General features: G+C 57.5%; 18 protein-coding genes. 12 read left to right on the forward strand and 6 right to left on the reverse strand.

The window, feature by feature from the left end; all coding sequences use genetic code 11:
- Positions 1-83 precede the first annotated feature (83 nt).
- Complete coding sequence (gene glnA / locus EB809_RS07150) at positions 84-1487, reverse strand: glutamate--ammonia ligase (RefSeq protein WP_123634129.1); 1404 nt, start codon at positions 1485-1487, stop codon at positions 84-86.
- A 560-nt stretch (positions 1488-2047) separates the two neighbouring features.
- Between glnA and typA the strand changes: the two genes are divergently transcribed.
- The 5 genes from typA to EB809_RS07175 all read left to right on the forward strand — a co-directional run bounded on the left by typA (position 2048) and on the right by EB809_RS07175 (position 8125).
- On the forward strand, positions 2048-3859 hold the full coding sequence (gene typA, locus EB809_RS07155) for a translational GTPase TypA (RefSeq protein WP_123634225.1): 1812 nt from the start codon (positions 2048-2050) through the stop codon (positions 3857-3859).
- 105 nt (positions 3860-3964) lie between these two features.
- On the forward strand, positions 3965-4936 hold the full coding sequence (gene pip, locus EB809_RS07160; protein ID WP_123634130.1) for a prolyl aminopeptidase: 972 nt from the start codon (positions 3965-3967) through the stop codon (positions 4934-4936).
- A 193-nt stretch (positions 4937-5129) separates the two neighbouring features.
- Entirely contained in the window at positions 5130-5573 is a 444-nt protein-coding gene (gene dtd, locus EB809_RS07165; RefSeq protein WP_123634131.1) for a D-aminoacyl-tRNA deacylase, read from the forward strand.
- 619 nt (positions 5574-6192) lie between these two features.
- Positions 6193-7164, forward strand: coding sequence for a porin (locus tag EB809_RS07170; RefSeq protein ID WP_123634132.1), 972 nt, complete (start codon positions 6193-6195; stop codon positions 7162-7164).
- 121 nt (positions 7165-7285) lie between these two features.
- Entirely contained in the window at positions 7286-8125 is an 840-nt protein-coding gene (locus EB809_RS07175) for a CYTH domain-containing protein (RefSeq protein WP_123634133.1), read from the forward strand.
- Positions 8126-8140: 15 nt separating this feature from the next.
- Here EB809_RS07175 and EB809_RS07180 read toward each other — a convergent pair whose 3' ends face one another.
- Positions 8141-9304 carry a potassium channel protein gene (locus EB809_RS07180; RefSeq protein WP_123634134.1) on the reverse strand — a complete coding sequence of 388 codons (1164 nt, stop codon included), beginning with the start codon at positions 9302-9304 and terminating at the stop codon, positions 8141-8143.
- Between the two features lie 105 nt (positions 9305-9409).
- Between EB809_RS07180 and glnE the strand changes: the two genes are divergently transcribed.
- From glnE to EB809_RS07195, 3 genes are all read left to right on the forward strand, one after another.
- Entirely contained in the window at positions 9410-12334 is a 2925-nt protein-coding gene (gene glnE, locus EB809_RS07185; protein WP_123634135.1) for a bifunctional [glutamate--ammonia ligase]-adenylyl-L-tyrosine phosphorylase/[glutamate--ammonia-ligase] adenylyltransferase, read from the forward strand.
- A gap of 93 nt (positions 12335-12427) precedes the next feature.
- Positions 12428-13354: a branched-chain amino acid transaminase gene (locus EB809_RS07190; RefSeq protein ID WP_123634226.1), complete on the forward strand. Its 927-nt coding sequence runs from the start codon at positions 12428-12430 to the stop codon at positions 13352-13354.
- A 67-nt stretch (positions 13355-13421) separates the two neighbouring features.
- Complete coding sequence (locus EB809_RS07195) at positions 13422-13829, forward strand: DUF6165 family protein (protein ID WP_123634136.1); 408 nt, start codon at positions 13422-13424, stop codon at positions 13827-13829.
- A 78-nt stretch (positions 13830-13907) separates the two neighbouring features.
- Here EB809_RS07195 and EB809_RS07200 read toward each other — a convergent pair whose 3' ends face one another.
- The 4 genes from EB809_RS07200 to EB809_RS07215 are packed head-to-tail and all read right to left on the reverse strand — an operon-like array spanning position 13908 to position 18231.
- Positions 13908-14873, reverse strand: a complete 966-nt coding sequence (locus tag EB809_RS07200) for a glycosyltransferase family 8 protein (RefSeq protein ID WP_123634137.1) — start codon at positions 14871-14873, stop codon at positions 13908-13910.
- Positions 14874-14880: 7 nt separating this feature from the next.
- Positions 14881-15810, reverse strand: coding sequence for a glycosyltransferase family 8 protein (locus EB809_RS07205; RefSeq protein ID WP_123634138.1), 930 nt, complete (start codon positions 15808-15810; stop codon positions 14881-14883).
- Positions 15803-17197 carry an O-antigen ligase family protein gene (locus EB809_RS07210; RefSeq protein ID WP_123634139.1) on the reverse strand — a complete coding sequence of 465 codons (1395 nt, stop codon included), beginning with the start codon at positions 17195-17197 and terminating at the stop codon, positions 15803-15805. The genes EB809_RS07205 and EB809_RS07210 overlap by 8 nt, the downstream gene beginning before the upstream one ends.
- Positions 17194-18231 carry a glycosyltransferase family 9 protein gene (locus EB809_RS07215; RefSeq protein ID WP_123634227.1) on the reverse strand — a complete coding sequence of 346 codons (1038 nt, stop codon included), beginning with the start codon at positions 18229-18231 and terminating at the stop codon, positions 17194-17196. Before EB809_RS07215 ends, EB809_RS07210 begins: the two co-directional genes overlap by 4 nt.
- A gap of 162 nt (positions 18232-18393) precedes the next feature.
- Between EB809_RS07215 and EB809_RS07220 the strand changes: the two genes are divergently transcribed.
- The 4 genes from EB809_RS07220 (at position 18394) to EB809_RS07235 (ending at position 22488) form a co-directional block, all read left to right on the forward strand.
- Positions 18394-19122 (forward strand): 3-deoxy-D-manno-octulosonic acid kinase, encoded by a 729-nt coding sequence (locus EB809_RS07220; RefSeq protein ID WP_223807857.1) that lies wholly within the window; start codon positions 18394-18396, stop codon positions 19120-19122.
- Between the two features lie 279 nt (positions 19123-19401).
- Entirely contained in the window at positions 19402-20463 is a 1062-nt protein-coding gene (gene rfbB / locus EB809_RS07225; protein WP_123634140.1) for a dTDP-glucose 4,6-dehydratase, read from the forward strand.
- Between the two features lie 77 nt (positions 20464-20540).
- A complete protein-coding gene (gene rfbA / locus EB809_RS07230; RefSeq protein ID WP_123634141.1) occupies positions 20541-21449 on the forward strand; it encodes a glucose-1-phosphate thymidylyltransferase RfbA in 909 nt (302 codons plus the stop codon).
- Positions 21442-22488, forward strand: a complete 1047-nt coding sequence (locus EB809_RS07235) for a TDP-N-acetylfucosamine:lipid II N-acetylfucosaminyltransferase (protein WP_123634142.1) — start codon at positions 21442-21444, stop codon at positions 22486-22488. Before rfbA ends, EB809_RS07235 begins: the two co-directional genes overlap by 8 nt.
- Position 22489 lies beyond the last annotated feature (1 nt).

Raw genomic sequence — 22489 nt, forward strand, 5'->3', positions numbered from 1 at the left:
ACGGCTGTTAAGCCGAATTTTGTGTCTTCCTGAAACGAAAAAAGCCCCGCCGGAGCGGGGCTTTGCTGCCTGAGCCGTAGCTCTTAGACAGAGTAGTACAGGTCGAACTCGACCGGGTGAGTCGTCATGTTCAGACGCTCGACTTCGGCACGCTTCAGTTCGATGTAGCCAGCGATCATGTCTTCAGTGAAGACGCCGCCGCGAGTCAGGAACTCGTGATCGTTTTCGAGAACGTCCAGTGCTTCCTGGAAGGTTTCGCACACGGTCGGGATATTCAGTGCTTCTTCCTTCGGCAGATCGTACAGATCCTTGTCCATGGCATCGCCCGGGTGGATCTTGTTCTGGATGCCGTCAAGGCCGGCCATCAGCATGGCGGCGAACGCCAGGTAAGGGTTGGCAGACGGATCCGGGAAGCGCACTTCGATACGACGCGCTTTCGGGCTGTTCACGTACGGGATACGGATGGAGGCGGAACGGTTACGGGCAGAGTAGGCCAGCATAACCGGTGCTTCGAAGCCCGGAACCAGGCGCTTGTAGCTGTTGGTGGACGCGTTCGCGAAGGCGTTGATGGTCTTGGCGTGCTTGATGATACCGCCGATGTAGTACAGGGCGATTTCGCTCAGGCCAGCGTAGCCGTCACCCGCGAAGACGTTCTTGCCGTCCTTGTTCAGGGACATGTGAACGTGCATGCCGGAACCGTTGTCGCCGACAACCGGCTTCGGCATAAAGGTCGCGGTCTTGCCGTAGGCGTGCGCTACGTTGTGCACGCAGTATTTCAGGATCTGGACTTCGTCCGCCTTGCGGGTCAGCGTGTTGGGGCCAACGCCGATTTCACACTGGCCGGCTGTGCCGACTTCGTGGTGGTGAACTTCGATTTCCAGGCCCATGGATTCCATGGCGGCACACATGGCGCCACGCAGGTCGTGCAGGCTGTCGACCGGCGGAACCGGGAAGTAACCGCCTTTAACACCCGGACGGTGGCCGATGTTGTTGCGCTCGAAATCTTCACCGGATACCCAGGCGGCTTCTTCGGAGTAGATTTCGTACATGGAACCCTGCATGTCGGTGTTCCACTTCACTGAATCGAATACGAAGAATTCCGGCTCCGGACCGAACAGGGCGCCGTCGGCAATGCCGGTGGACTTCAGGTACTCTTCGGCGCGACGGGCAACGGAACGCGGGTCGCGCTCGTAGCCCTGCATGGTTGAAGGCTCAACGATGTCGCAGGTGATGTTCAGGGTGGTTTCTTCGGTGAACGGGTCGATCACGCCAGTCGCGTCATCCGGCATGAGGATCATGTCGGACTCGTTGATGCCTTTCCAGCCGGCGATGGAAGAGCCATCAAACATCTTGCCGTCTGAGAAAAAATCTTCATCCACTTCAGAAGAAGGCAGGGTCACGTGCTGCTCTTTACCGCGACTGTCGGTAAACCGCAGGTCGATCCATTTCACTTCGTGCTCTTTGATCAGGTCAAGCGTCTTGGACATTACGCATACTCCGTCAGTTTATGTCTTTTATGGAGCCGGCTCGGCTGAACGATACCCGTCCAGCGTCCGATTCATTCGACAGGCGCATGGCAGCTTATCAAAACAGCTGCGCGCGTGCCTGCAAATTCGGCTGCAATCAGATAAGCAAAGCGCTTGCCAAGATCAAAGAATCGTTCGATGGTGGTGCAGAGTGGGCATTTAAGGGGCGGGAGGGACGGTGCGCTTGTGTGCAATGTCACACGCGTGGTGCACGATATGCTCTATTAAGGTGCGTTATTTAGAAAAATGAACCAAAACAGTGCGCACTATCATTCGAGTGTTTTTGCAAAACTACGGTTGTTCACTCTTTAACCGTAGTTGTGCCTTGCTGTTTTCGATATACTGCGCGCGCCCGAAGCCCGTCGTCATCCGTCGCGGGCTTCCATTTCCCAGGGTGAGCCTGCTGTGTCCGGAAACCATGGTCTGGCCCCCGACTAACATTTTTCAGATTTGAGATGGCATGCCGGACTGCGTTGTCCCTTCAATCGTCTCAGGTCAGTTGCATGCCTCAGGATTATCTTGTGATCGAAAAACGCCGAAATATCGCCATTATCGCCCACGTTGACCATGGCAAGACCACGCTGGTTGACAAGCTGCTCGAGCAGTCCGGAACCCTGGACCGCAAAGAAAGCGGCGCCGAGCGCATCATGGACTCCAATGACCAGGAGCGTGAGCGCGGTATCACCATTCTGGCCAAGAACACCGCGATCCGCTGGAACGAGTACCAGATCAACATCGTCGATACTCCGGGCCACGCCGATTTCGGGGGTGAGGTCGAGCGCGTCATGTCGATGGTGGACTCCGTGCTGCTGCTGGTCGACGCTGTCGATGGGCCGATGCCCCAGACCCGTTTCGTGACCCAGAAAGCCTTCGATCAAGGCCTCAAGCCGATCGTTGTAGTCAACAAGGTGGATCGTCCGGGTGCACGTCCGGATTGGGTGATCAACGAAGTGTTTGATCTGTTCGATCGCCTCGGTGCCACTGACGAGCAGCTGGATTTCCCGATTGTCTACGCGTCGGCACTGAACGGCATCGCCGGTCCGGAAGCGGATCAGCTGGCGGACGACATGACCCCGCTGTTCGAAGCGATCGCCGAGCACGTGCCGGCGCCGGATGTTGATGTCAGCAGCCCGTTCCAGATGCAGGTGTCGCAGCTGGACTATGACAGCTATGTCGGCGTTATCGGGATCGGTCGCATCACCCGCGGCAAGCTGCGTCCGGGTCAGCAGGTTACCGTTATCGATCGTCACGACAAGAAGCGCAACGCCAAGGTGCTAGAGGTCAAAGGCTTCCACGGCCTGCAACGGGTACCGGTCGAAGAGGCGAGTGCCGGCGACATCGTCTGTATCAGCGGCATCAGCGAGCTGTTTATTTCCGATACCCTGTGCGATCCGCAGAATGTGGAACGTCTGCCAGCGCTGACGGTCGACGAGCCGACCGTGAGCATGACCTTCCAGGTCAACGATTCCCCGTTCGCCGGTAAGGAAGGCAAGTTCGTCACCAGCCGCAACATCAAGGAGCGCCTGGATAAAGAACTGCTGCATAATGTGGCACTGCGTGTCGAGCCGGGCGAAACCGCTGAGAAGTTCAAGGTCTCCGGCCGGGGCGAACTGCACCTGTCGGTCCTGATCGAGAACATGCGCCGCGAAGGCTACGAGCTGGGCGTGTCCCGTCCGGAAGTCGTTCAGCGCGAAGTGGACGGCGAGCTGCAGGAGCCGTACGAGTTTGTGGTCATCGACGTCGAGGACCAGCACCAGGGCTCCATTATGGAAGTCATGGGCCTGCGTCGTGCCGAGCTGAAGAACATGGTGCCGGACGGTCGTGGCCGTACTCGCCTGGAATTCATCATGCCGGCACGCGGCCTGATCGGTTTCCGCAACCAGTTCCTGACGCTGACGTCCGGCACCGGGATTATCACCAACGTCTTTGAGCACTACGGACCGGTTAAAGGCGGCGACATCGAGCATCGCAACAACGGCGTGCTGGTGTCGATGGTCGACGGCAAGGTGCTGGGCTACGCCCTGATGACCCTGCAGGAGCGCGGTCGTCTGTTCGTGGATCCCGGCACCGAGGTCTACGAAGGCATGATCATCGGTATCCACAACCGCGATAACGACCTGGTGGTCAACCCGACGAAGGCGAAGCAGCTGACCAACATCCGGGCGTCCGGCTCGGACGAGAACGTGATGCTGACCCCGCCGATCCGGATGTCTCTGGAGCAGGCGCTGGAGTTCATCGATGACGATGAGCTGGTGGAAGTGACGCCGGAATCGGTCCGCATCCGCAAGAAGCTGCTTAAGGAAAACGAGCGCCGTCGGGCCCACAAGAAGTAAGTCCGCACGAACCACCCTCGCCGGCCATTCGGCGAGGGTGGTAATTCCCTGCCCAATCTCCTACATTCAGAAGTCTGCCCGATCCACCGACTTCCGGATGTCACCATGCTGACGCTCTATCCCGAAATAAAGCCCTACGCCGAGCACCGACTCAAGGTCGACCCGCCTCACGAACTCTATATAGAAGAAAGCGGCAATCCGGATGGTATTCCGGTCGTCGTGGTCCACGGAGGCCCGGGTGGTGGTTGTGAGGACTATTACCGGCGCTTTTTCGATGCCGAGCGGTTCCGGATCATCCTGTTCGATCAGCGTGGCGCCGGGCGCTCGACGCCCCTGGCGGAGCTGAACGGCAACGACACCCAGGCCCTGGTCGAGGATATGGAGCGTATCCGCCAATTCCTCGGCATCAAGCAGTGGGTGCTGTTTGGTGGCAGCTGGGGCTCGACCCTGAGTCTGGTCTATGCCGAGACGCATCCGGATCAGGTGCTCGGGCTGGTATTGCGCGGCATCTTCCTCTGTCGGCCGCAGGATATCCGCTGGTTCTATCAGGACGGCGCCGGACGGATATTCCCGGATTACTGGGAGGACTATCTCGCGGTAGTGCCCAAAGAGGAGCGTGGCGACATGGTTGGCGCTTATTACCGGCGCCTGACCAGCACCAACGAACTGGAACAGATGCAGGCGGCGAAAGCCTGGTCCGTCTGGGAAGGGCGTTGTGCCACGCTGCACCCCAATCCCCGGGTGGTGGAGCATTTTGGTCACCCCCACGTGGCGATCGCCCTGGCCCGGATCGAGTGCCATTATTTCATGAACAATGCGTTTCTGGAGCCGGACCAGATCGTTCGGGACGCCGGTCGCCTGCAGGGCATTCCGGGCCACATCGTCCACGGCCGATACGACATGGTGTGTCCGCTCGACAACGCTCACGCCTTGCGCGAGGTGTGGCCTGAAGCGGAGTTCTCGATTATCCGTGATGCGGGCCATTCGGCGTCAGAACCGGCCATCGTCGACGCCCTGTTGCGGGCCTGCGAGAAAATCGCCGAGCACTACGCGCACTCACATCAGCGTCCGGTTTAGGGAGCGCATGGGAGGCGTCTGGAGCCGTTCGGAACTCATCTGCATTTGTCTATTTATGTAACCGCCGCTTGCCGTGCTGAATGGGGATAATTAGAATCCCGATCAGTTCGTTGCAGTACTGTCATGTGTTGGTCACATTTCAACCATGACCATGCCTCAGCAGTTCGAACCGGAAAAGGGACAAGGAGTTGATTTGAAAGCCCTCATCCAGCGGGTGACTCACGCCAACGTGGACGTCGACGGCCAGACGGTCGGACGCATCGACGACGGCATCCTCCTGTTTCTCGGTGTTGAGCATGCAGACACTGACGAAACCGCCCGGCATCTCTGCCAGCGTGTCCTCAACTATCGCATCTTTTCCGACGACGCCGGTCGTATGAATCTCAGCCTCCAGGACCGCGGAGGCAGCCTTCTCGTTGTCCCCCAGTTCACCCTCGCCGCGGATACCCGTAAAGGCCAGCGCCCCAGTTTTTCGTCTGCGGCGCCACCGGAGCAGGGCGATGCACTGTTCAGTGCTTTTGTCTCAAGTGCGAAGGAACTCGTTGGAGAGGCTCGGCTGGCAACGGGAAAATTCGGCGCCGATATGGCGGTGTCGCTGGTCAATGACGGGCCCGTTACGTTCCTGCTGGAGGCGTGAGGCCAAGGTGATCCAGGCAATGGGCGGGAAGAGTTGTCACAAAACCGTCATGACGGCCATGATTCAATGCCGCCCGATGGTGGCCAAAAGTATCACTTGATTGACTGAATAGTTGTGCTACTTTCCGATGCTTCGGTGTCAGGTTCGATTACAGTGCAGTCAATCGTCGGTTGCTTCATCTTGGCGCAGCCTGAAACAGAACGACAAGGCGCCGAGTAGCATAACTGCATAAAAAGTTTAATGTTTTTCGAGTTGGCCTGAAAATTGTTGGTTGGATTCGGAAATCGGCGGAGCTAAACGCTTAAAAAATCGCCAAAAAAATTTGCAAAATAAGGTTGTCTGTATTAAAACCATGTCATCATGCAGCGCTTTAAGAAGTGACTGTAAGTGACTGACCTTGAAGGTGTAGCTGGGTCGAGACCGGCAGGAGCTGAGACGATTCAGGGCGCCCAAAAGGAAACGTATCACGCATGTCCCTGTTGTCGCTCAGGATTTTCTCCGAGGCGTAACAATAATGACATGTTTGATTCACATAATGGGCCCGTCAAAAGGCCCAACACTAAAAACGGGTAAAAACCCGCGGCTAAAACCTGAGTTAACTCAAGAAGGAAGACGCAACATGAAAAAGACTCTGATCGCATCAGCTGTAGCGGCGGCTACTTTTTCCGGCGCGGCGCTGGCGCAAGAAGCCAACCTGCCGACCGTATATGGCAACATCCAGCTGACCACCGTTTACACTGACTACGACGGCGCTGGCAACGAATTCAGCGGTATCGCTGACAACGGTTCCACTCTGGGCGTTAAGCACAGCCACGAAATCGCACCGGGCATCGAAGGCTTCTTCAAGGCCGAGCTTGAATTTGACGCAGACGACAAAGCCAGCAACGGTGGTCTGAACTCTTTCGACGAAGCCTACATCGGTGTTAAAGGCGACAGCTTCGGCCAGGTTTGGGTCGGCTCTGACGACTCTACTTTCGAGTCTGCTATCGACGAAATTGCTAACTACTACGAGTATGCTGGCCAGAACCTGGGTGGTGGTTACGACACCGGCGAAGGTGACCTGATCCAGTACAAGACTCCTTCTTTCAGCGGCCTGACTTTCGGCGGTGCTGTACAGGTTAACGGCGACAGCGATACAGGTGGCAAGTCTTACCCGTACCAGCTGGCTGCCATGTACGAGATGGGTGGCCTGGAGTTGGCCGTCGCTATGGATTCCAACGACGGTGGTCGTGCTTACAGCAGCGACTCTGCTAGCCTTGACAACGAAAACACCTACGGTGCTCGTGCCAGCTACAGCATGGACAACCTGCGTGTAACCGGTCTGGTCAAGACTCGTAAGGACGTTGGCGACATCTACGGCCTGTTCGGTTCTTACGCACTGGGCTCCAACACCTTCGCGGCTTCCTGGGAACACGGTTCTCCGGATGAAGGCGACGACGTTGATGTATTCTCCCTGCAGGCGCTGCACAACCTGTCTGACCACATGTACGTTTATGTTGAAGGCTACCTGGGCCAGTACGCGGATGACGCTTTCGGTCCTAACGCCAGCGATCAAACCGATCTGGCTATCGGTGGTACCTACTACTTCTGATTCAGCGCTTAGCTGACTCGAAGCAGTAACCCAAGAAACCGGCCCTTTTCAGGGCCGGTTTTTTTGTGCCTGAAGGATTGGCAACTTATCCTGATGCTCTCGAAGACAACCCGGGTGGAAAATGGCTGAAGAACTGGAAATCAAACTGACGCTGGGTAAAGGCGGCACCGACGCGGCGCGAGCCTGGCTGGATGAGAGGGCGTCTGAGGAAACAACGCAGAAGCATCTGGTCAATCGCTATTTCGATACGCCGGATCAGGCCCTCAACCACGAGCGGGCGGCCCTGAGGGTGCGGCAGGCAAATACCCACTACATTCAGACGCTCAAGACGCAGGGCGAGTTTGTGGATGGCGCGCACAAGCGGCAGGAGTGGGAATGGCCGCTGCCTGGTGCGGATCTGAATCTGGGGCTGCTGGCGGACACGCCGATTGCCGAAAACGTCAACCTTGCCGAGCTGGCGGTGATCTTCGAAACCAACTTCGACCGGGAAGCCCGTTTGCTGAGCCACGAAGGCGCCATGGTCGAGTGTGCGCTGGACCGCGGGGTGGTCCTCGCCGGTGATCGTCGGCGAGAGCTGGCGGAGCTGGAGCTGGAGCTGAAATCCGGTCCGGGTTCAGCCCTCTTATCGCTGGCTTCCCAATTGGTGTGGCGTGTGCCGGCCTTCCTGAACCTGGTCAGCAAAGCGGAACAGGGCTACGACCTGGCCGGCCTTGGCCGACCGGAGAGCCGGGCAGCCGGGGATCCTCCAGTGACTGCCTGGTTGCGGGCCGTCTCGGTTCACTGGCTGACAGGGAAGGCGGAAACGGCCTGTCGGGAGACGTTGGCGGCCCTCGAAGACCGAGCCGTCGATGCCGGTCTTGAGGACGAATGGCACTGGGCCTCAAGTCAGGATTTCACGTCGGTGGATTGGCTGTTCGATGCCCGGATGCTGCGCCTGCAGCTGGGGTTGCTAGTGCACTAGAGGCCTGAATCGCCGCTACTCCGATTTTGCGGTATCGCCGTCGCTGGCCGCGTGCAGGTTGTGCCAGCGTTCCAGAAATGCGCGATAGCGATCCAGCGCATCGATCAACTCTTCCACCGGCGGCGTCTCACTGGATTTGACCAGCACAATGAGCGCTTTGCCTTCCACTTCCTGGTTGGGATCCGGATGACAGACCACGTCGTCGTTCTCGTCGATGTAGGCCAGGGCCGTCCCGATGCCATGTCGGATCAGGGCGCTCACAATATCCGCCCAGTTCAAGTCGTCGAGCGGTAGCTCATAGCGGTGCGGATGGTCCTGCTGGTAATTGAACAGATCTTCCAGCACTTTCTCTGAGCCGGGTGAGATCACCGCACGCACCATGATTTCCGGGTAGGTGCGGACCGGCCGGATAACCGTGCGGATGCCCAGGTCCCGATAGCGGGGCCGGTCCTCATCCCGCACGCATTCCAGTGTGACCCGATGCCCCAGCTGCAGATCACTGAGCCGGGAGGCGATACTGAACGTTATGCTGTCGGAATCCGGATCCGCTTCGTCCGGTGCCAGCACGATGATGTAGCGGGCGTCGATCACGTTGACGGCCCGCAGGGCCTGCGGGTCATTGCCGGAGCCGTGGTAATGCACCAGTCCGGCGTCGCGCAGCTCCGTCGGCAGTCCTTCCGGATACTGCTGGGTGACGATCTGGATGGGGATGGTTTCGTAACCCGGAACGGCCCGAATCTGGCTCGACAGGCGCAGGAAGTAGGCGCTACCGCCGTGCATGGGCGTGTTGATGATGACGATGTGGTTTTTCATGTTGTATCTCCAGCGGCCGGTGATGATGCGCTCGCGCCGGTAGAACCGGTATTCAATATAGTCGCTGACGATCAGGGTGAGTACGGTAATGGAGAGAATATACATCACCGCCACCGTAATCAGCCGCCCCATGGCGGTTGTGGGTGACAGGTCGCCGTAGCCGACGGTGGCGAGGGTGGTGAACGTCAGCCAGAAGGCGTCGAGGAACGACAACTTCTCGAACACCATCATCGCGACCACATGGAAAGCGACCAGACCGACCAGGATCAGCATCAACCGCTTGAGGCGTTGGCGGATGACCCCTGACATGGGAAGATGCGTGAAGTGGTGCTCGGCGGTGACGGCGCGTCTGTCTTTGTTGAGCATCTGTGGTGTTCCGGGTTTAGAGTCAGGTTGTCGTCGAGTTCCAGTCTAGACGGATTACCTGGCAAGCCCAAGGAAGTTGCTGAGCTATAAGGTGATTTTTAGGTTATGACCGCAGCCCCCCATGCTGGACCCGCCATTCCCGATCTGCTCCGTGAGGACGCCGACGCGGTGACGCGTCTGCTGGATGAACGGTCCCCATTGCCCCGGGACAAGACAGTCACGCAGGCCCACTGGCAGCGCGCGCTGTTGGGCAGCTTCTTCCTTAGGGAGGTGGTTGAGCGCCACCCCGAGTGGCTGTTCGAGTGCCTGAAGCGTGAACCCCTGTCACGTCCCCTGGATCACGCCTTTCTCACGCTTCGCTGGCAGGCCTATCTGGAAGACGTCGCCGACGAAACGTCGTTGCACCGCTCATTGCGCCTGTTTCGTCGTGAGGTCATGTTCCGCATTATCTTTCGTGATTTCGTGCGCCTCGCGGATCTCAACGAAACCATGGGCGCGGCCAGTGCCATGGCCGATGTGGCGATTGATGGTGCGCTGGACTGGCTCTATCAGGATGCCTGCGCCCAGATGGGAACCCCATGGGGCATCGATCCCGCCACGGGCGAGGAAGCTCCGCAGCGGCTGGTGGTCCTGGGCATGGGCAAGCTCGGTGGCCATGAGCTGAACGTGTCGTCCGACATTGACCTGATTTTCGGCTTCCCGTCCAACGGCGAGACCCGGGGCGGCGCGCGCGCCATGGACAACCAGCAGTTCTTTATCCGACTGGGGCAGCGTCTGATCCAGGCGCTCGATCAGTTGACTGCCGACGGCTTTGTTTTCCGGGTGGATATGCGCCTGCGTCCATATGGCCAGAGTGGGGCGCTGGCACTCAGTTTCGGCGCCCTGGAATCCTACTATCAGGACCAGGGTCGGGATTGGGAGCGCTACGCCATGGTCAAGGCCCGCGTGGTCGCTGGCGACAAGAAGGCGGGGGACGTGTTGATGGCCACGCTACGCCCGTTCGTCTACCGCAAGTACATCGATTTCAGTGCCTTTGAATCCCTGCGCAGCATGAAGTCCATGATCAGTCGGGAAGTGCGTCGCAAGGGCATGGAGAACAACATCAAGCTGGGCAATGGCGGGATTCGCGAGATCGAATTCGTGGTGCAGGCCTTCCAGCTGATCCGGGGCGGACGCGATCGCGAACTTCAGCAACGGGAGCTGCTGCTGATCCTGCCGGAACTGGTGAATCTCGAGTTGTTACCGCAGGCCGTTGCCGATGAGCTGGCTGACGCCTACGTCTTCCTGCGCAATCTTGAACACGCCTTGCAGGGCATCGCCGACCAGCAGACCCAAGAGCTACCGGAAACCCCGGCGGCTCAGGCCCGGGTGGCCATGATCATGGGCTTCGACAGCTGGGACGACTGCCTGGCGGAACTCAATGGCCATCGCCAGCGCGTGGCCCGGCACTTTGCCGACATCATCGCTTCCGATGACGATGAGACGGAAGAAGAAGAGGCCAGTGCCCGCTGGCAGGAAATCTGGCTGGCGGAGCTGGAGCCAGAGGCGGCGGTGAAGCGACTGTCCAAGGCCGGTTTCGAGGCTCCGGAACAGAGTCTGGAGCAGCTGGTGACTCTGCGCAGCAGCCGCACCGCGCAGATGATGCAGACCGAAGGCCGGCGTCGCCTGAACCGCTTTGTCCCGGTATTGCTGGAAGCGCTGAGTCAGGTGGAACAGCCATCGGAGACCCTGTCCCGGGTGCTCCAACTGGTCGAGTCTGTCCTGCGCCGGACGGCCTATCTGCTGCTGTTGCTGGAAAACCCCGGCGCTTTGCGCGAGCTGGTGCGGCTGTGTAGTGAAAGCCCCTGGATTGCAAGGCAGCTTGCGGAAACCCCGCTGCTGCTGGATGAGCTCCTCAATACCGAAAGCCTCTATCATCCGCCCAGTCGCGAACAGTTGCAGGACGACCTGCGCCAGCAGCTGTTGCGTATTCCGCTGGAAGATCTGGAGGAACAGATGGAGGTCCTGCGCCACTTCAAGAAGGCGCACGTCCTGCGCGTTGCCGCGTCGGAGCTGCGCGGAACGCTGCCCCTGATGAAAGTCAGCGATTACCTCACCTGGATCGCTGAAGTGGTGCTGGATCACGTGGTGGATGTGGCCTTCTCCAATCTGGTGAGCCGGCATGGCTATCCGCATCACGGCGACGGTTCCGCCTGCGACAGCGATTTCGCGATTGTCGGCTACGGGAAGCTGGGCGGCATCGAGCTGGGCTATACCTCGGACCTGGATCTGGTTTTCATTCATACTGCTGATCCCAATGGTTCCACCAACGGCGACAAACCCATCGACAACGCCGTGTTCTACACGCGGCTGGGCCAACGCATCGTCCATATCCTGAGCACCCAGACGCCGTCGGGGCAGTTGTACGAGGTGGATATGCGCCTGCGACCGTCCGGCAACTCCGGACTGTTGGTCAGCAGTCTGTCCGCCTTCGAAAAGTACCAGCGCGAGGACGCCTGGACCTGGGAGCATCAGGCGCTGGCCCGCGCCCGGGGGGTGGCCGGCAGTCGTGAGGCGCTGGAAGCGTTCGAAACGCTTCGGCATGACATCCTGTGCCAGTCCCGCGATCGTGATGCGCTGCGCCAGGACGTCATGAATATGCGAGAGAAGATGCGTGCGAGCCTGGGTACGCCCACCAAGGAGGGCGAAACCCCGGAAGCCTTCCACATCAAGCACGACCGGGGCGGCATCGTCGATATGGAGTTCATGGTGCAGTACCTGATGCTGGCGTATTCCAGCGAGCATCCGGAGCTGACCCAATGGTCGGACAACATCCGGCAGATGGAGGCGCTGGGCAAGGCGGGCGTCCTGCCAGAAGAAGATGCGGAACAATTGCGTGAGGCCTACATTGCATTGCGCTCGACGATACACCGCCGGGCGCTGCAGAACCTGAACAGTCGCGTTGAGGCGGACGCCTTTCCGGAAGAGCGGGCTTATATCTGGTCGGTCTGGAACCGGGTGATGGGCGCATCGGGCGCGCCAGAGCGGTAAGCCCCTACTGCGTCGGTCGCGGGTTTCCTGCTAGAATAGCGGCTTTTCCGGGCCCGCTGGCGGGCTCTCCACAGCTTTATCAGGAGCAAAATGATGTCGATGGCGGATCGTGACGGCCTCATCTGGCTGGACGGAGAAATGGTGCCCTGGCGCGAAACCAAGGTGCACGTCCTCACCCATACGCTGCACTACGGCATGGGCTGTTTCGAAGGTGTGCGCGCCTACAACACCGAGAAGGGCCCGGCGATTTTCCGTTTGCAGGAGCACACGGACCGTCTGTTCCGCTCTGCCCACATCCTCAACATGAAAATGCCGTTCACCAAAGAACAGGTGAATGAAGCCCAGCGCCGCGCTGTGCGCGAGAACAATCTCGACGAAGCCTACATCCGCCCGATGGCCTTTCTGGGTTCTGAAGGCATGGGTCTGCGCGCCGATAATCTCAAGGTGCATTTGATGGTCGCTGCCTGGCACTGGCCGTCCTATATGGCGCCGGAAGCCCGCGAGCTGGGGATCAAGGTGCGCACGTCGTCCTACACTCGCCACCATGTGAACATCACCATGTGTAAGGCCAAGGCGAACGGCAACTACATGAACTCCATGCTGGCGCTGAACGAAGCGATTGCCAGTGGCTGTGAAGAGGCGCTGCTGCTCGATAACGAAGGCTACGTTGCGGAAGGGTCCGGCGAGAACGTCTTCATCCTGCGCGATGGCGTCCTGCATACTCCGGAGCTGACCTCTTGCCTGGAGGGGATCACCCGTCAGACGATCCTGGATTTCTGCAAGGAGCTGAACGTACCGGTGCGCGAGCGCCGTATTACCCGGGACGAGGTCTATATCGCCGATGAAGCCTTCTTCACCGGGACAGCCGCCGAAGTCCTGCCGATCCGCGAGCTGGATGGTCGGGTGATTGGCGCCGGCAAGCGTGGCCCGTTGACCGAGAAGCTGCAAACCATGTACTTCGATGCGGTCAAGGGCAAGCGTCCCGAGAATGCCAGCTGGCTGACCCTCGTTAACGATTGATCCGTGATGGCCGGCGCTGCCGGCCATGAACCCGTAACGCTAACCCACGAGTCTGCGGAAGAACACTATGGCCGATGTCATCACTGTACCCGTCTCCTTTGGCGAGGTGCTCGACAAGATCACGATCCTCGAAATCAAATCCGAGCGTATCGAGGACGCCGATAAGGTGCGCAACGTGCGCCTGGAGCTCGATGAGCTGAGCAAGACCTGGAACGAAGCCGTTCCGGATCAGTCCGCGATTGGCGAATTGCGTCAGCAGCTCAAGGCCGTCAACGAAGCGCTCTGGGAAATCGAGGACGATATCCGCGACCAGGAAGCCGCTCAGGACTTCGGGCCACGTTTCATCGAACTGGCTCGCGCGGTCTATGTCACCAATGACAAGCGTGCTGCAATAAAGAAAGAGGTGAACCTCGCGCTGGGTTCCCGTTTCGTCGAAGAGAAGTCCTATAAGGACTACACCGCCGGCCAGAAGTGATCGGCCACGGACTTACCCTGCACCATCAAAAACGCCGGCCTGTTAGCCGGCGTTTTTGATTTCTGCCCTGATTTCTTCTTATTCGTACAGGCTAAAACCGTTAGCCCGGTACCAGCGCTTGTTTTTCTCGCAGCGCCAGAGCTTCTTCAGGCGAGAGATGGACGCGTAGGCCTGGAAATAGTCAGCCAGCGTCGGTTTCGGGCGGGGCGATTCGGCCAGTTGATCCGCATAGCGGTCATACTCACCGGCCAGCGGATGGAAGCGCACCTTGCGCCAGGGTTTGTCCCAGCCAATGTAATGAATGATGCCGGGGTTCAGATTGGCCTCGCGGACTTCCTCCGGATCGAAGCCGGCAATCTGCTCACTGTGTCGATACAGGCCAGTCTGGTGATTCCAGCGCAGCGGCAGGTGTTTCCAGCGGGTGTGCAGGATGCCGTTGAGGGCGCACTGGTCGTTGGTGCTGATCCGGTGCGGGTTTTCCTGCTTGAAGCGAAGAACCTCGTTGGAGATGTCGTCCCGGCGCCACAGTTCCAGATTCAACAGCAGTACGCCGGAGTTGAAATACTCGTCCTGTGGAATGCCCAGCTGCTTGTAGGTGTGGCCAGACAGGTTTTCTACCGCGGCGACGTGGTAGTCGGAAATATCCGTCGCGGCCAGTTCCAGTATGTCGCCGAGGACAATGACGTCGCAGTCCAGGTAAACCACCTTCTTCACCGATTCATCGAATATCTCGGGGATGGCGATGCGGTAGTAGGCCGACGAGGTGATGTGTTTGATGGTCGGCAGATGTTCGAACCGGGATTTGTCGAAAGTGACAAAGTCGATGCCTTTACCCCCGGCCTTTTTCACCTCTTCTTCCATCACTGTCTTGGTGCTATCCGCAATCCCACCGTCAATGCAGTAGAGATAGACCCGTGCTGGATCCGAGCAGTTACGAATCAGTGAGGTGAACATTACCGTCAAGTGCATGGCGTAGTTCTGGTCGGAGCTTGCAACGACGGCAACGGCATCGGCCGGTAGAGATCGGGGTTGCTGGTTACTCATGTTCGAATCATTTCCCCTGGTAGTGCGCCGGGAGATGTCTGCGGCGTTTCAGGAATTTCCAGTGGCTACGGAGCGCAAAGAAATAGCGGCGCCGGGTGGCTGTATCGTCACCGACAAGAGGCTGGCCGGCCCACGGCGTCTCATTGAGAACCTTGCGATAGTAAGTCTTGAAGGGGTGGAAGCAGTAACGCTTCCAGGGTTTCTTCTCGCCCGTGAAGTGAACGATGGCTGGATGCAGCATGGCGTCATTCATATCGCTCCGACTGTAGGTGCAGCCCTCATGGTATTTCCGGACTACCTTGTAAACATCGGACTGAACATTCCACTTCAGCGGCAGTCGGACCCAGTCATTCTGCAATACCGCGTTCAGGCTGCACTGATCCACGAACTGAAGGGAGCTGGCATGTTCGCGGGCGTACTCGGTAACCTGCCGGTGCAGCTGGCGTTCTCTCCAGGCGGCCAGGTCCATGACGAGCAGGCCTGAGTTGAAATACTCGGTACGATCGACTTCGATGTCCTTGCAGGCTTTGGGCGACAGGTTCTCAACAGCGGCGGTGGAATTCCCCTCAAGATCCAGATTCCAGAGCGCAATCAGGCTTTGCAGAACGATGGTGTCTGCATCGATGTAGATGATGCGCCCAACATCGGCGGGGATGTATTCGGGTAGATTAATGCGCTGGTAGACTGCCGAACCGTAACGATGCGTCGGTAGCCCCTCATAGAGTCGGTCATCCGGGCTGTAAGTGGTTAACGTGCTGCCCAGTGCCTCCAGCATGCCGCTCAATCGTTCCAGGCTGGCGCCGGAAATGCCGCAGTTGATGAGGTGGAAATGAATAGGCGCTTCCGGGGTTGCCTTGACGGCCGAGCGCATCATCACGGCCGCATAGGCAATGTAGTTCTCGTCGCAACAGGCGGCCACTGCAATGGCGTCAGACATGGGGTTGGGCATCTTCAAGTCGACGGCGGAAATGGAATGAGTAGACGAACCCGACAATCACGGCGTTCAGATACTGGCCAGTCGGGTAGAGTATATAGGATTCAAACATGTTGATCACAATCCAGAAGGCCAGGAAGCACCAGGCAAAGACAAACACATCCCAGGGCATGTCGCCTCCGCGGAAGGCTCGAACGGTGGCGATGCCGATCCAGACGATCAGGGCGACCAGGATTGCTGTGCCGAGGAGGCCCTGAGCGACCAGGGTTTCCATGAAGGTATTGTGGAGATGGCCAAAATTCTGCTTAAACGACGCACCAAAGTAATCCGAGTGCTGAATCATTTCTTTTGTTGAGCCCGCGCCCCATCCCAGCAACGGACGTTCGCCAACCCAGCCCATCGCCACGCGCCAGGAATAGAGCCGCACCCCACTGCTTGTCTTCGGATCGACGTTTTCACTGGGCGCCTCCAGGATTTTGTCGATCTGGATATCGGTCGTTGAGAAGCGCTTTTCCACCGTCTGGGAGGAGTTCAGGGTGAGGCTGATGGTCACTACAAACGCGCCAGCAACCAAAGCCAGTAGCAGGCTGAGTTTGGGCTTTTCTCCTTGGGACTCTCGACTCGTCAATAAGCGGCCGATCAACAGGATGACCGCAACGAGAGCGGCCTGGAGCAATCCCAGCCACACGGCACGGGTCTGTGAAGCCAGGGTCCCTTCAATCGCCAACAGGAGGGCGGCAAGCAGGAGTGGAAGGACGGCCATGGATACCAACCAGCCACGGTGACAGCTCCAACGAATGAGCCGTGGAGACAGGCAAAGCAGACACAGCAGGTAAGTGCCGAAGAACATGCCCGTGTGTTCGGCGTTGTGTATGCCAAAGTCGACCCTGTAGCCTTTGAGTGCCCGGATCCATTCAGATGCTCTGAATTCGAGTCCCAGATAAACGTAGAGTCCCGCCAAAGTCAGGAGCAGGACAGGCCACGCCCTTGCGGGTCGAAGCATACTGACTCCCGCCGCGACCAGTAAAACCATGAGCGGTTTGAGGTAATGTCGGGTGACCTTGGAACTGGGGTCTACGTATTCCGGCAGCGATACGTGATACCAGAGTTGCACGACCAACAGGTACGCGAGCAGGATCAAACAGATCCGAAATATGGGGTCGGTCAAAATGACTCGTTTCAATGGGCTGCTGCTGCGACCCAGAGCCAATATGCCGACCAGCAACACGACCAGCAGGGTTTCCGCCGTCCGATAAGTGGAAAACCAGGGCAGGAAGCAAAAGACATAGGCGGCCAGCACCGTGAGGTAAGTTTTCCTCAACCCGTTCAAAGAGGTGCCGGCGATTTTGGTCCAGAAACGGTTGGCGATACCCGGAGAAACCTGATTCATGCCGTGGCCCTGTTAGCGATCCACTCATCAAACCTATGGCAGACCTCGTCGGCGGTGATCAGTTCCATCGCGCCTTCAAATTCCGCTTTCATGCCCCAGCGGGCTGTATCCACGGTTTTTCCGGTGAATTTTTCCAGTGCTTCCGGATAACGATCGACACACCACTGCAGTGAGTTGTAGGGGCCCGAGCGATTCGGATTGCTGGCCGCAAACAGGCCCAACACATCGGTGCCCATGGCGCTGGCGATGTGCGCGGGGCCCGTGTCCGGCGCGATCAGCAGGTCCGCCCCGTCAAGCAGGGCCGTCAGCTGTTTGAGTGTGTCCTGACCGCACAGGTTGAGCGCCGGTTGGGTCATGATCGAAGCGATGCGTTCGCAATATTCTCGCTCATAGGGGGCCGGACTGCCGACCAGAATCAGGCGAGCACCGTGCTGTGCGACGATATGGTCTGCCACGGCTGCATATCGGTCCGCACTCCAGTTGCGTAACGTGTGGCTGGCGCAGGGACTGATCACGATATTGGGCCGGTCGTTTGCCAGATGCTCACTGGCGAACGCATGATCCGATTCGCTCAGGGGGATCGTCCAGCGTGGCGGGGCAGCTTCCAGCCCCAGGGGCACCAGAAAGCTGGCCAGGCAGTCGCGAACGTGTTGTTTGGGGGCTGCCGGGATCCGACGATTGATAAACAGGCTGTGGAGATCCTTGCTGCGAGCCCGGTCGTAGCCGACCTTGATTTTGGCCGGTATCACCGCGGCGGCCAGGTTGGCCCGGAAAGCCACCTGCATGTGAAGCAGCGCATCGAACTGGCGCCCACGGAGTTGCTGTCGCAAATCACGGTAGCCCTGCAAGCCGCTTTTCTTGTCGAAAACGATAAACTCGACGCCGGGCAGATCGCCAACCAGCTTGGCTTCGACCTTGCCGATAATCCAGGTGATCTTAACGTCCGGGAGTTGTACCTGAAGGCTGAGCACCACAGGTATGACATGCGTGACATCGCCGATGGCCGACAGGCGCATGATGCAGATTGACTTGATCAAGGAAACATCCGTTAGTGCTGACAACACGGGCTATCTGGAGCCGCGATGGTGTTCGTTGTTAAACTCGGCGTATTCTAGCGCACTTGGAACCGGGCGTCTTTGCTGTCCGCCGGGCTGCGGGTTCGAGTCATGTCATAGGGAGAAGCGGTCAGCACCGTCATGATCATGCAGAAAGAAAAGTATGTTCCGGGGCATGGTGCAGCGCTGCTGGTCAATCCGGATTACGCTGAGGTGACGCCAGACTGGTTTCTGCCCGCTTTCTGGGGCGCCCGGGCAGCATCCGTCAGCAGTGGCGGACGAGGGAGCGCCTGGTTTATCGACGGGCCCAGAGGCGAAATGGTGCTGCGCCACTACCTCCGCGGCGGTTACGTTGCCAAAGTGTCCCGTGCGGCCTATCTCTACACGGGGGAGGAGCGGACGCGTTCCTTTGCCGAATTTCGATTGCTGAGTCAGCTGCGGGATCTGGATTTACCGGTTCCAGAGCCCGTGGCAGCCCACTACAGGCGAGTTAACGGTCTTTTCTATGAGGCGGCCATTCTCATTGGGCGCATTGAAGATGTCACTCCGCTTGGGGATTGCGCCGGTGATCTCAGCGAGGATGGCTGGCGTCGACTCGGTCAATTGCTGCGTCAATTCCATGATGCCGGAGTCAATCATCCCGACCTGAACTGCTTCAACATTCTACTCCAGCATCAAGCTTTCTATGTGATCGATTTTGACAAGGGCCGAATCGAATCCAATCGCGAGCCAACGGCGTCTTGGCGGAAGCGGAATCTGGAACGCCTGTATCGCTCACTGGCTAAGCTCGACGTCGATTCGTTCGATCTGAGGGCGCGCTGGAAGGCGCTGGAAGTTGGCTATGCCCGGGTTCCGGTGACTCAGCAATGACGGAGGTTATTATTAGCCGGGAAGTGATCGACCTCGATTTTGATGTCATGAATACCCCTAGTGGGCAATGATCGCAGGTCTGGGATTGACGACCGTTCGATGGCTCTCCACGACCATGTAGCCGAAGACAATACGGCAGAGACAGCGGCCAGCTTCAGAGCAAGCGTTACGACATCCTCTATGTATACATCCAGCAGGCCTTTCGTTTTGCCTTATCACTTTTTCAGCATGTCCATGCTGCCGTAGTTCCGTGTCTATGGAATCAAAGGTAATATCCTGATGAAAATTCTCGTGACAGGTGGGGCCGGTTTTATCGGATCCGCGGTTATTCGATACATTCTGACCCACACTGATGACAGTGTGGTCAATCTCGATAAATTGACTTATGCCGGCAATCTGGAGTCGTTGGCCAGTGTGAGTCACCATCCGCGATACGCCTTCGAGCAAGCCGATATTTGCGACCGGGCTGCTCTGGAAGAGGTCTTCGTAACGCATCGGCCGGATGCGGTCATGCATCTCGCTGCCGAAAGTCATGTCGATCGTTCTATCGACGGCCCATTGGCGTTTATTCAAACGAACGTTGTGGGGACTTACACACTGCTCGAGGTATCCAGGTCCTACTGGCAGGGCCTTGGGGCCATCGAAAAGGATCAATTCCGTTTTCATCACGTCAGCACGGACGAGGTTTTTGGCGATCTCGGGCAGTCAGCGGATCTGTTCACTGAAAACACCTGTTATTCGCCCAGTTCACCCTATTCGGCGAGTAAAGCGAGTTCCGATCACCTGGTTCGTGCCTGGTATCGAACCTATGGTTTTCCGGTGCTTGTTACCAATTGCTCCAATAACTACGGCCCCTATCACTTCCCCGAGAAGCTGATTCCGTTGATGATCCTGAATGCGCTGGAAGGTCGATCACTTCCGGTCTATGGAGAAGGCAATCAGATACGCGACTGGTTGTACGTGGAAGATCATGCGCGCGCGCTGTATCGAGTCATTCGCAAGGGGCGTCTCGGAGAGACATATAACATTGGCGGATTTAACGAAAAGACGAACATGGAAGTCGTTCGTGGAATATGTGATCTCTTAATGGAGTTGTCGCCGGAAAAACCGAAAGACATCTGTCATTATCGGGACCTGATTGTCCACGTTCCTGACCGACCGGGGCACGACCTGCGCTATGCCATCGACGCGACCAAGATAAAGAACGAGTTGGGCTGGTTGCCGGATGAAACTTTTGAAACCGGTCTGCGTAAAACCGTTGAGTGGTATTTGAACCATCTTGAGTGGTGTCGGCGGGTTCAGGATGGCAGCTATCGACGTGAGCGTCTTGGCATTGGCTGACATGACTCATACGTCGGTATTGTAGTGAGGGGGCTGCAATGGTTGGGACGAAGATTCGAAGAATTCAAGGATAACGAATGAAAGGCATCATACTGGCCGGGGGCACGGGCAGCCGGTTATTTCCGATCACACTGGGTATGTCCAAACAACTGCTTCCGATCTACGACAAGCCGATGATTTACTATCCGTTGTCGGTCTTGATGCTGGCAGGCATCCGTGACGTCTTAGTCATCACGACCCCCGAAGATCAAGCGGCTTTTCGTCGGTTGCTTGGAGACGGTAGCCAATTCGGTATCAGGCTGGAGTACGCCGTACAATCTCAGCCTGCGGGTTTGGCTGAAGCCTTCACCATTGGCGAATCGTTTATCGGCAACGATCCCGTCTGTTTGGTCTTGGGCGACAACATCTATTACGGGCAGGGATTTACTCCAAAACTCAAAGAAACGGTCAAGCGTGTGGAATCGGACGGAGGTGCGGTCGTATTCGGCTATCCAGTCAAGGATCCGCATCGGTTTGGGGTCGTTGAATTTGATGCCGACATGAAGGCTCTGTCTATTGAGGAGAAGCCTCAGGATCCCAAATCTCACTGGGCTGTCACCGGACTCTATTTCTACGATAATCGGGTCATCGATTTTGCCAAACAGACAAGGCCCTCGGCTCGAGGCGAGCTGGAGATTACGTCGATCAATCAGGATTATCTCTCGCTGGGCGAACTTCACGTTGAGATGCTGGGGCGAGGCTTTGCATGGTTGGACACCGGAACTCATGAAAGCCTGCTCGAAGCCGCCCAGTTTGTAGAAACGATTGAAAAGCGACAAGGCTACAAAGTGGCTTGCCTGGAAGAAATCGCCTGGCGCAACGAATGGCTGACGGATCAACAGATGCTGAAAGCCGCCGCTTACTATGAAAAAAGTGGTTATGGCCGATACATTGAGGATCTTGTTCGGGAGCAGTCCTTGATTAGATCGGGAGAGACGGGTGCGTAAGAAAGTTCTCCATATCTGCCGAATGGAGAAATTTATCCCTCCATTCATCCAGTTGGTGGAATCAGAATTTGGCTTGAGTGATCATCGCTTTGTCCTGTTCGGTGATCATGTTCGTTATCCGGTTGCCAGTCGAAACGGCATTGACAAGGTTGAAAGGAATCCACTGGCAAAGTTGGGTTCGCGTTTTCGCCTAATAATCGCGATGCATCAAGCCGACAAGATTATCCTGCATGGTCTATTTAACCGTTCCGTTACGCGGCTACTGTGGCTGATGCCATGGCTGCTCAAGAAATGTTACTGGGTGATGTGGGGCGATGACCTGTACCGCTATCAATCCATCGCCGCAAAAGGGAAATGGACGTTCAAAGAGTCCGTTCGATGTCGTGTTATCCGTCGCATGGGGCACCTCGTGACACACATCCCGGGGGACGTCGAGCTCGCGCGTCAATGGTATGGCGCGACCGGTCAGTTTCATCCCTGCCTGATGTATCCGAGTAACGTCTTCAGGGATGTTGATATGTCCCCAAGAGAGGATCGGCGAATCAATATACAGGTAGGTAATTCGGCCGATCCAGGCAACAATCACTTTGAGATACTGGATAAACTCGCACCTTACAAAAATGAAGAGATTGCGATCTACGTGCCGTTATCCTACGGAAGCTCCGAACATGCCAAAGCAGTAGTGGATTACGGTGAGAAACTCTTTGGGGACAAATTCAGGCCGATCCTGGATTTCCTGCCTTATGACAAATACCTGGAGTTTCTGTCCGATATTGACATTGCCATCTTTAATCATCGACGCCAGCAGGCCATGGGTAACACCATTAACTTATTGGGATTGGGGAAGAAGGTGTACATCCGGGATGACGTGACACCCTGGTCGGTCTTTCAATCGCTGGGGATCCGGATATTCGATGTGAATTCACTCAACCTTGGGCGTTTGGACGCTGAAGATGCTTCGTACAACCGAAAGGCAATCAAATCTGCATTTTCGGAAGAAACACTGGTAAACCAGTTACACGCCATTTTTGAGAGCTGAC

Origin of the sequence: Marinobacter sp. R17, from assembly GCF_003789045.1 — a bacterium.
In the GTDB taxonomy this organism is placed as follows: Bacteria; Pseudomonadota; Gammaproteobacteria; order Pseudomonadales; family Oleiphilaceae; genus Marinobacter_A; species Marinobacter_A mangrovi.

Coding starts and splice junctions, on each gene's coding strand:
- pip (WP_123634130.1), top strand. CDS start 3,965: ATGCTGACGCTCTATCCCGAAATAAAGCCCTACGCCGAGCACCGACTC.
- glnA (WP_123634129.1), bottom strand. CDS start 1,487: ATGTCCAAGACGCTTGACCTGATCAAAGAGCACGAAGTGAAATGGATC.
- EB809_RS07175 (WP_123634133.1), top strand. CDS start 7,286: ATGGCTGAAGAACTGGAAATCAAACTGACGCTGGGTAAAGGCGGCACC.
- EB809_RS07170 (WP_123634132.1), top strand. CDS start 6,193: ATGAAAAAGACTCTGATCGCATCAGCTGTAGCGGCGGCTACTTTTTCC.
- rfbB (WP_123634140.1), top strand. CDS start 19,402: ATGAAAATTCTCGTGACAGGTGGGGCCGGTTTTATCGGATCCGCGGTT.
- EB809_RS07190 (WP_123634226.1), top strand. CDS start 12,428: ATGTCGATGGCGGATCGTGACGGCCTCATCTGGCTGGACGGAGAAATG.
- EB809_RS07195 (WP_123634136.1), top strand. CDS start 13,422: ATGGCCGATGTCATCACTGTACCCGTCTCCTTTGGCGAGGTGCTCGAC.
- EB809_RS07210 (WP_123634139.1), bottom strand. CDS start 17,197: ATGAATCAGGTTTCTCCGGGTATCGCCAACCGTTTCTGGACCAAAATC.
- EB809_RS07220 (WP_223807857.1), top strand. CDS start 18,394: ATGATCATGCAGAAAGAAAAGTATGTTCCGGGGCATGGTGCAGCGCTG.
- EB809_RS07200 (WP_123634137.1), bottom strand. CDS start 14,873: ATGAGTAACCAGCAACCCCGATCTCTACCGGCCGATGCCGTTGCCGTC.
- glnE (WP_123634135.1), top strand. CDS start 9,410: ATGACCGCAGCCCCCCATGCTGGACCCGCCATTCCCGATCTGCTCCGT.
- EB809_RS07205 (WP_123634138.1), bottom strand. CDS start 15,810: ATGTCTGACGCCATTGCAGTGGCCGCCTGTTGCGACGAGAACTACATT.
- EB809_RS07180 (WP_123634134.1), bottom strand. CDS start 9,304: ATGCTCAACAAAGACAGACGCGCCGTCACCGCCGAGCACCACTTCACG.
- rfbA (WP_123634141.1), top strand. CDS start 20,541: ATGAAAGGCATCATACTGGCCGGGGGCACGGGCAGCCGGTTATTTCCG.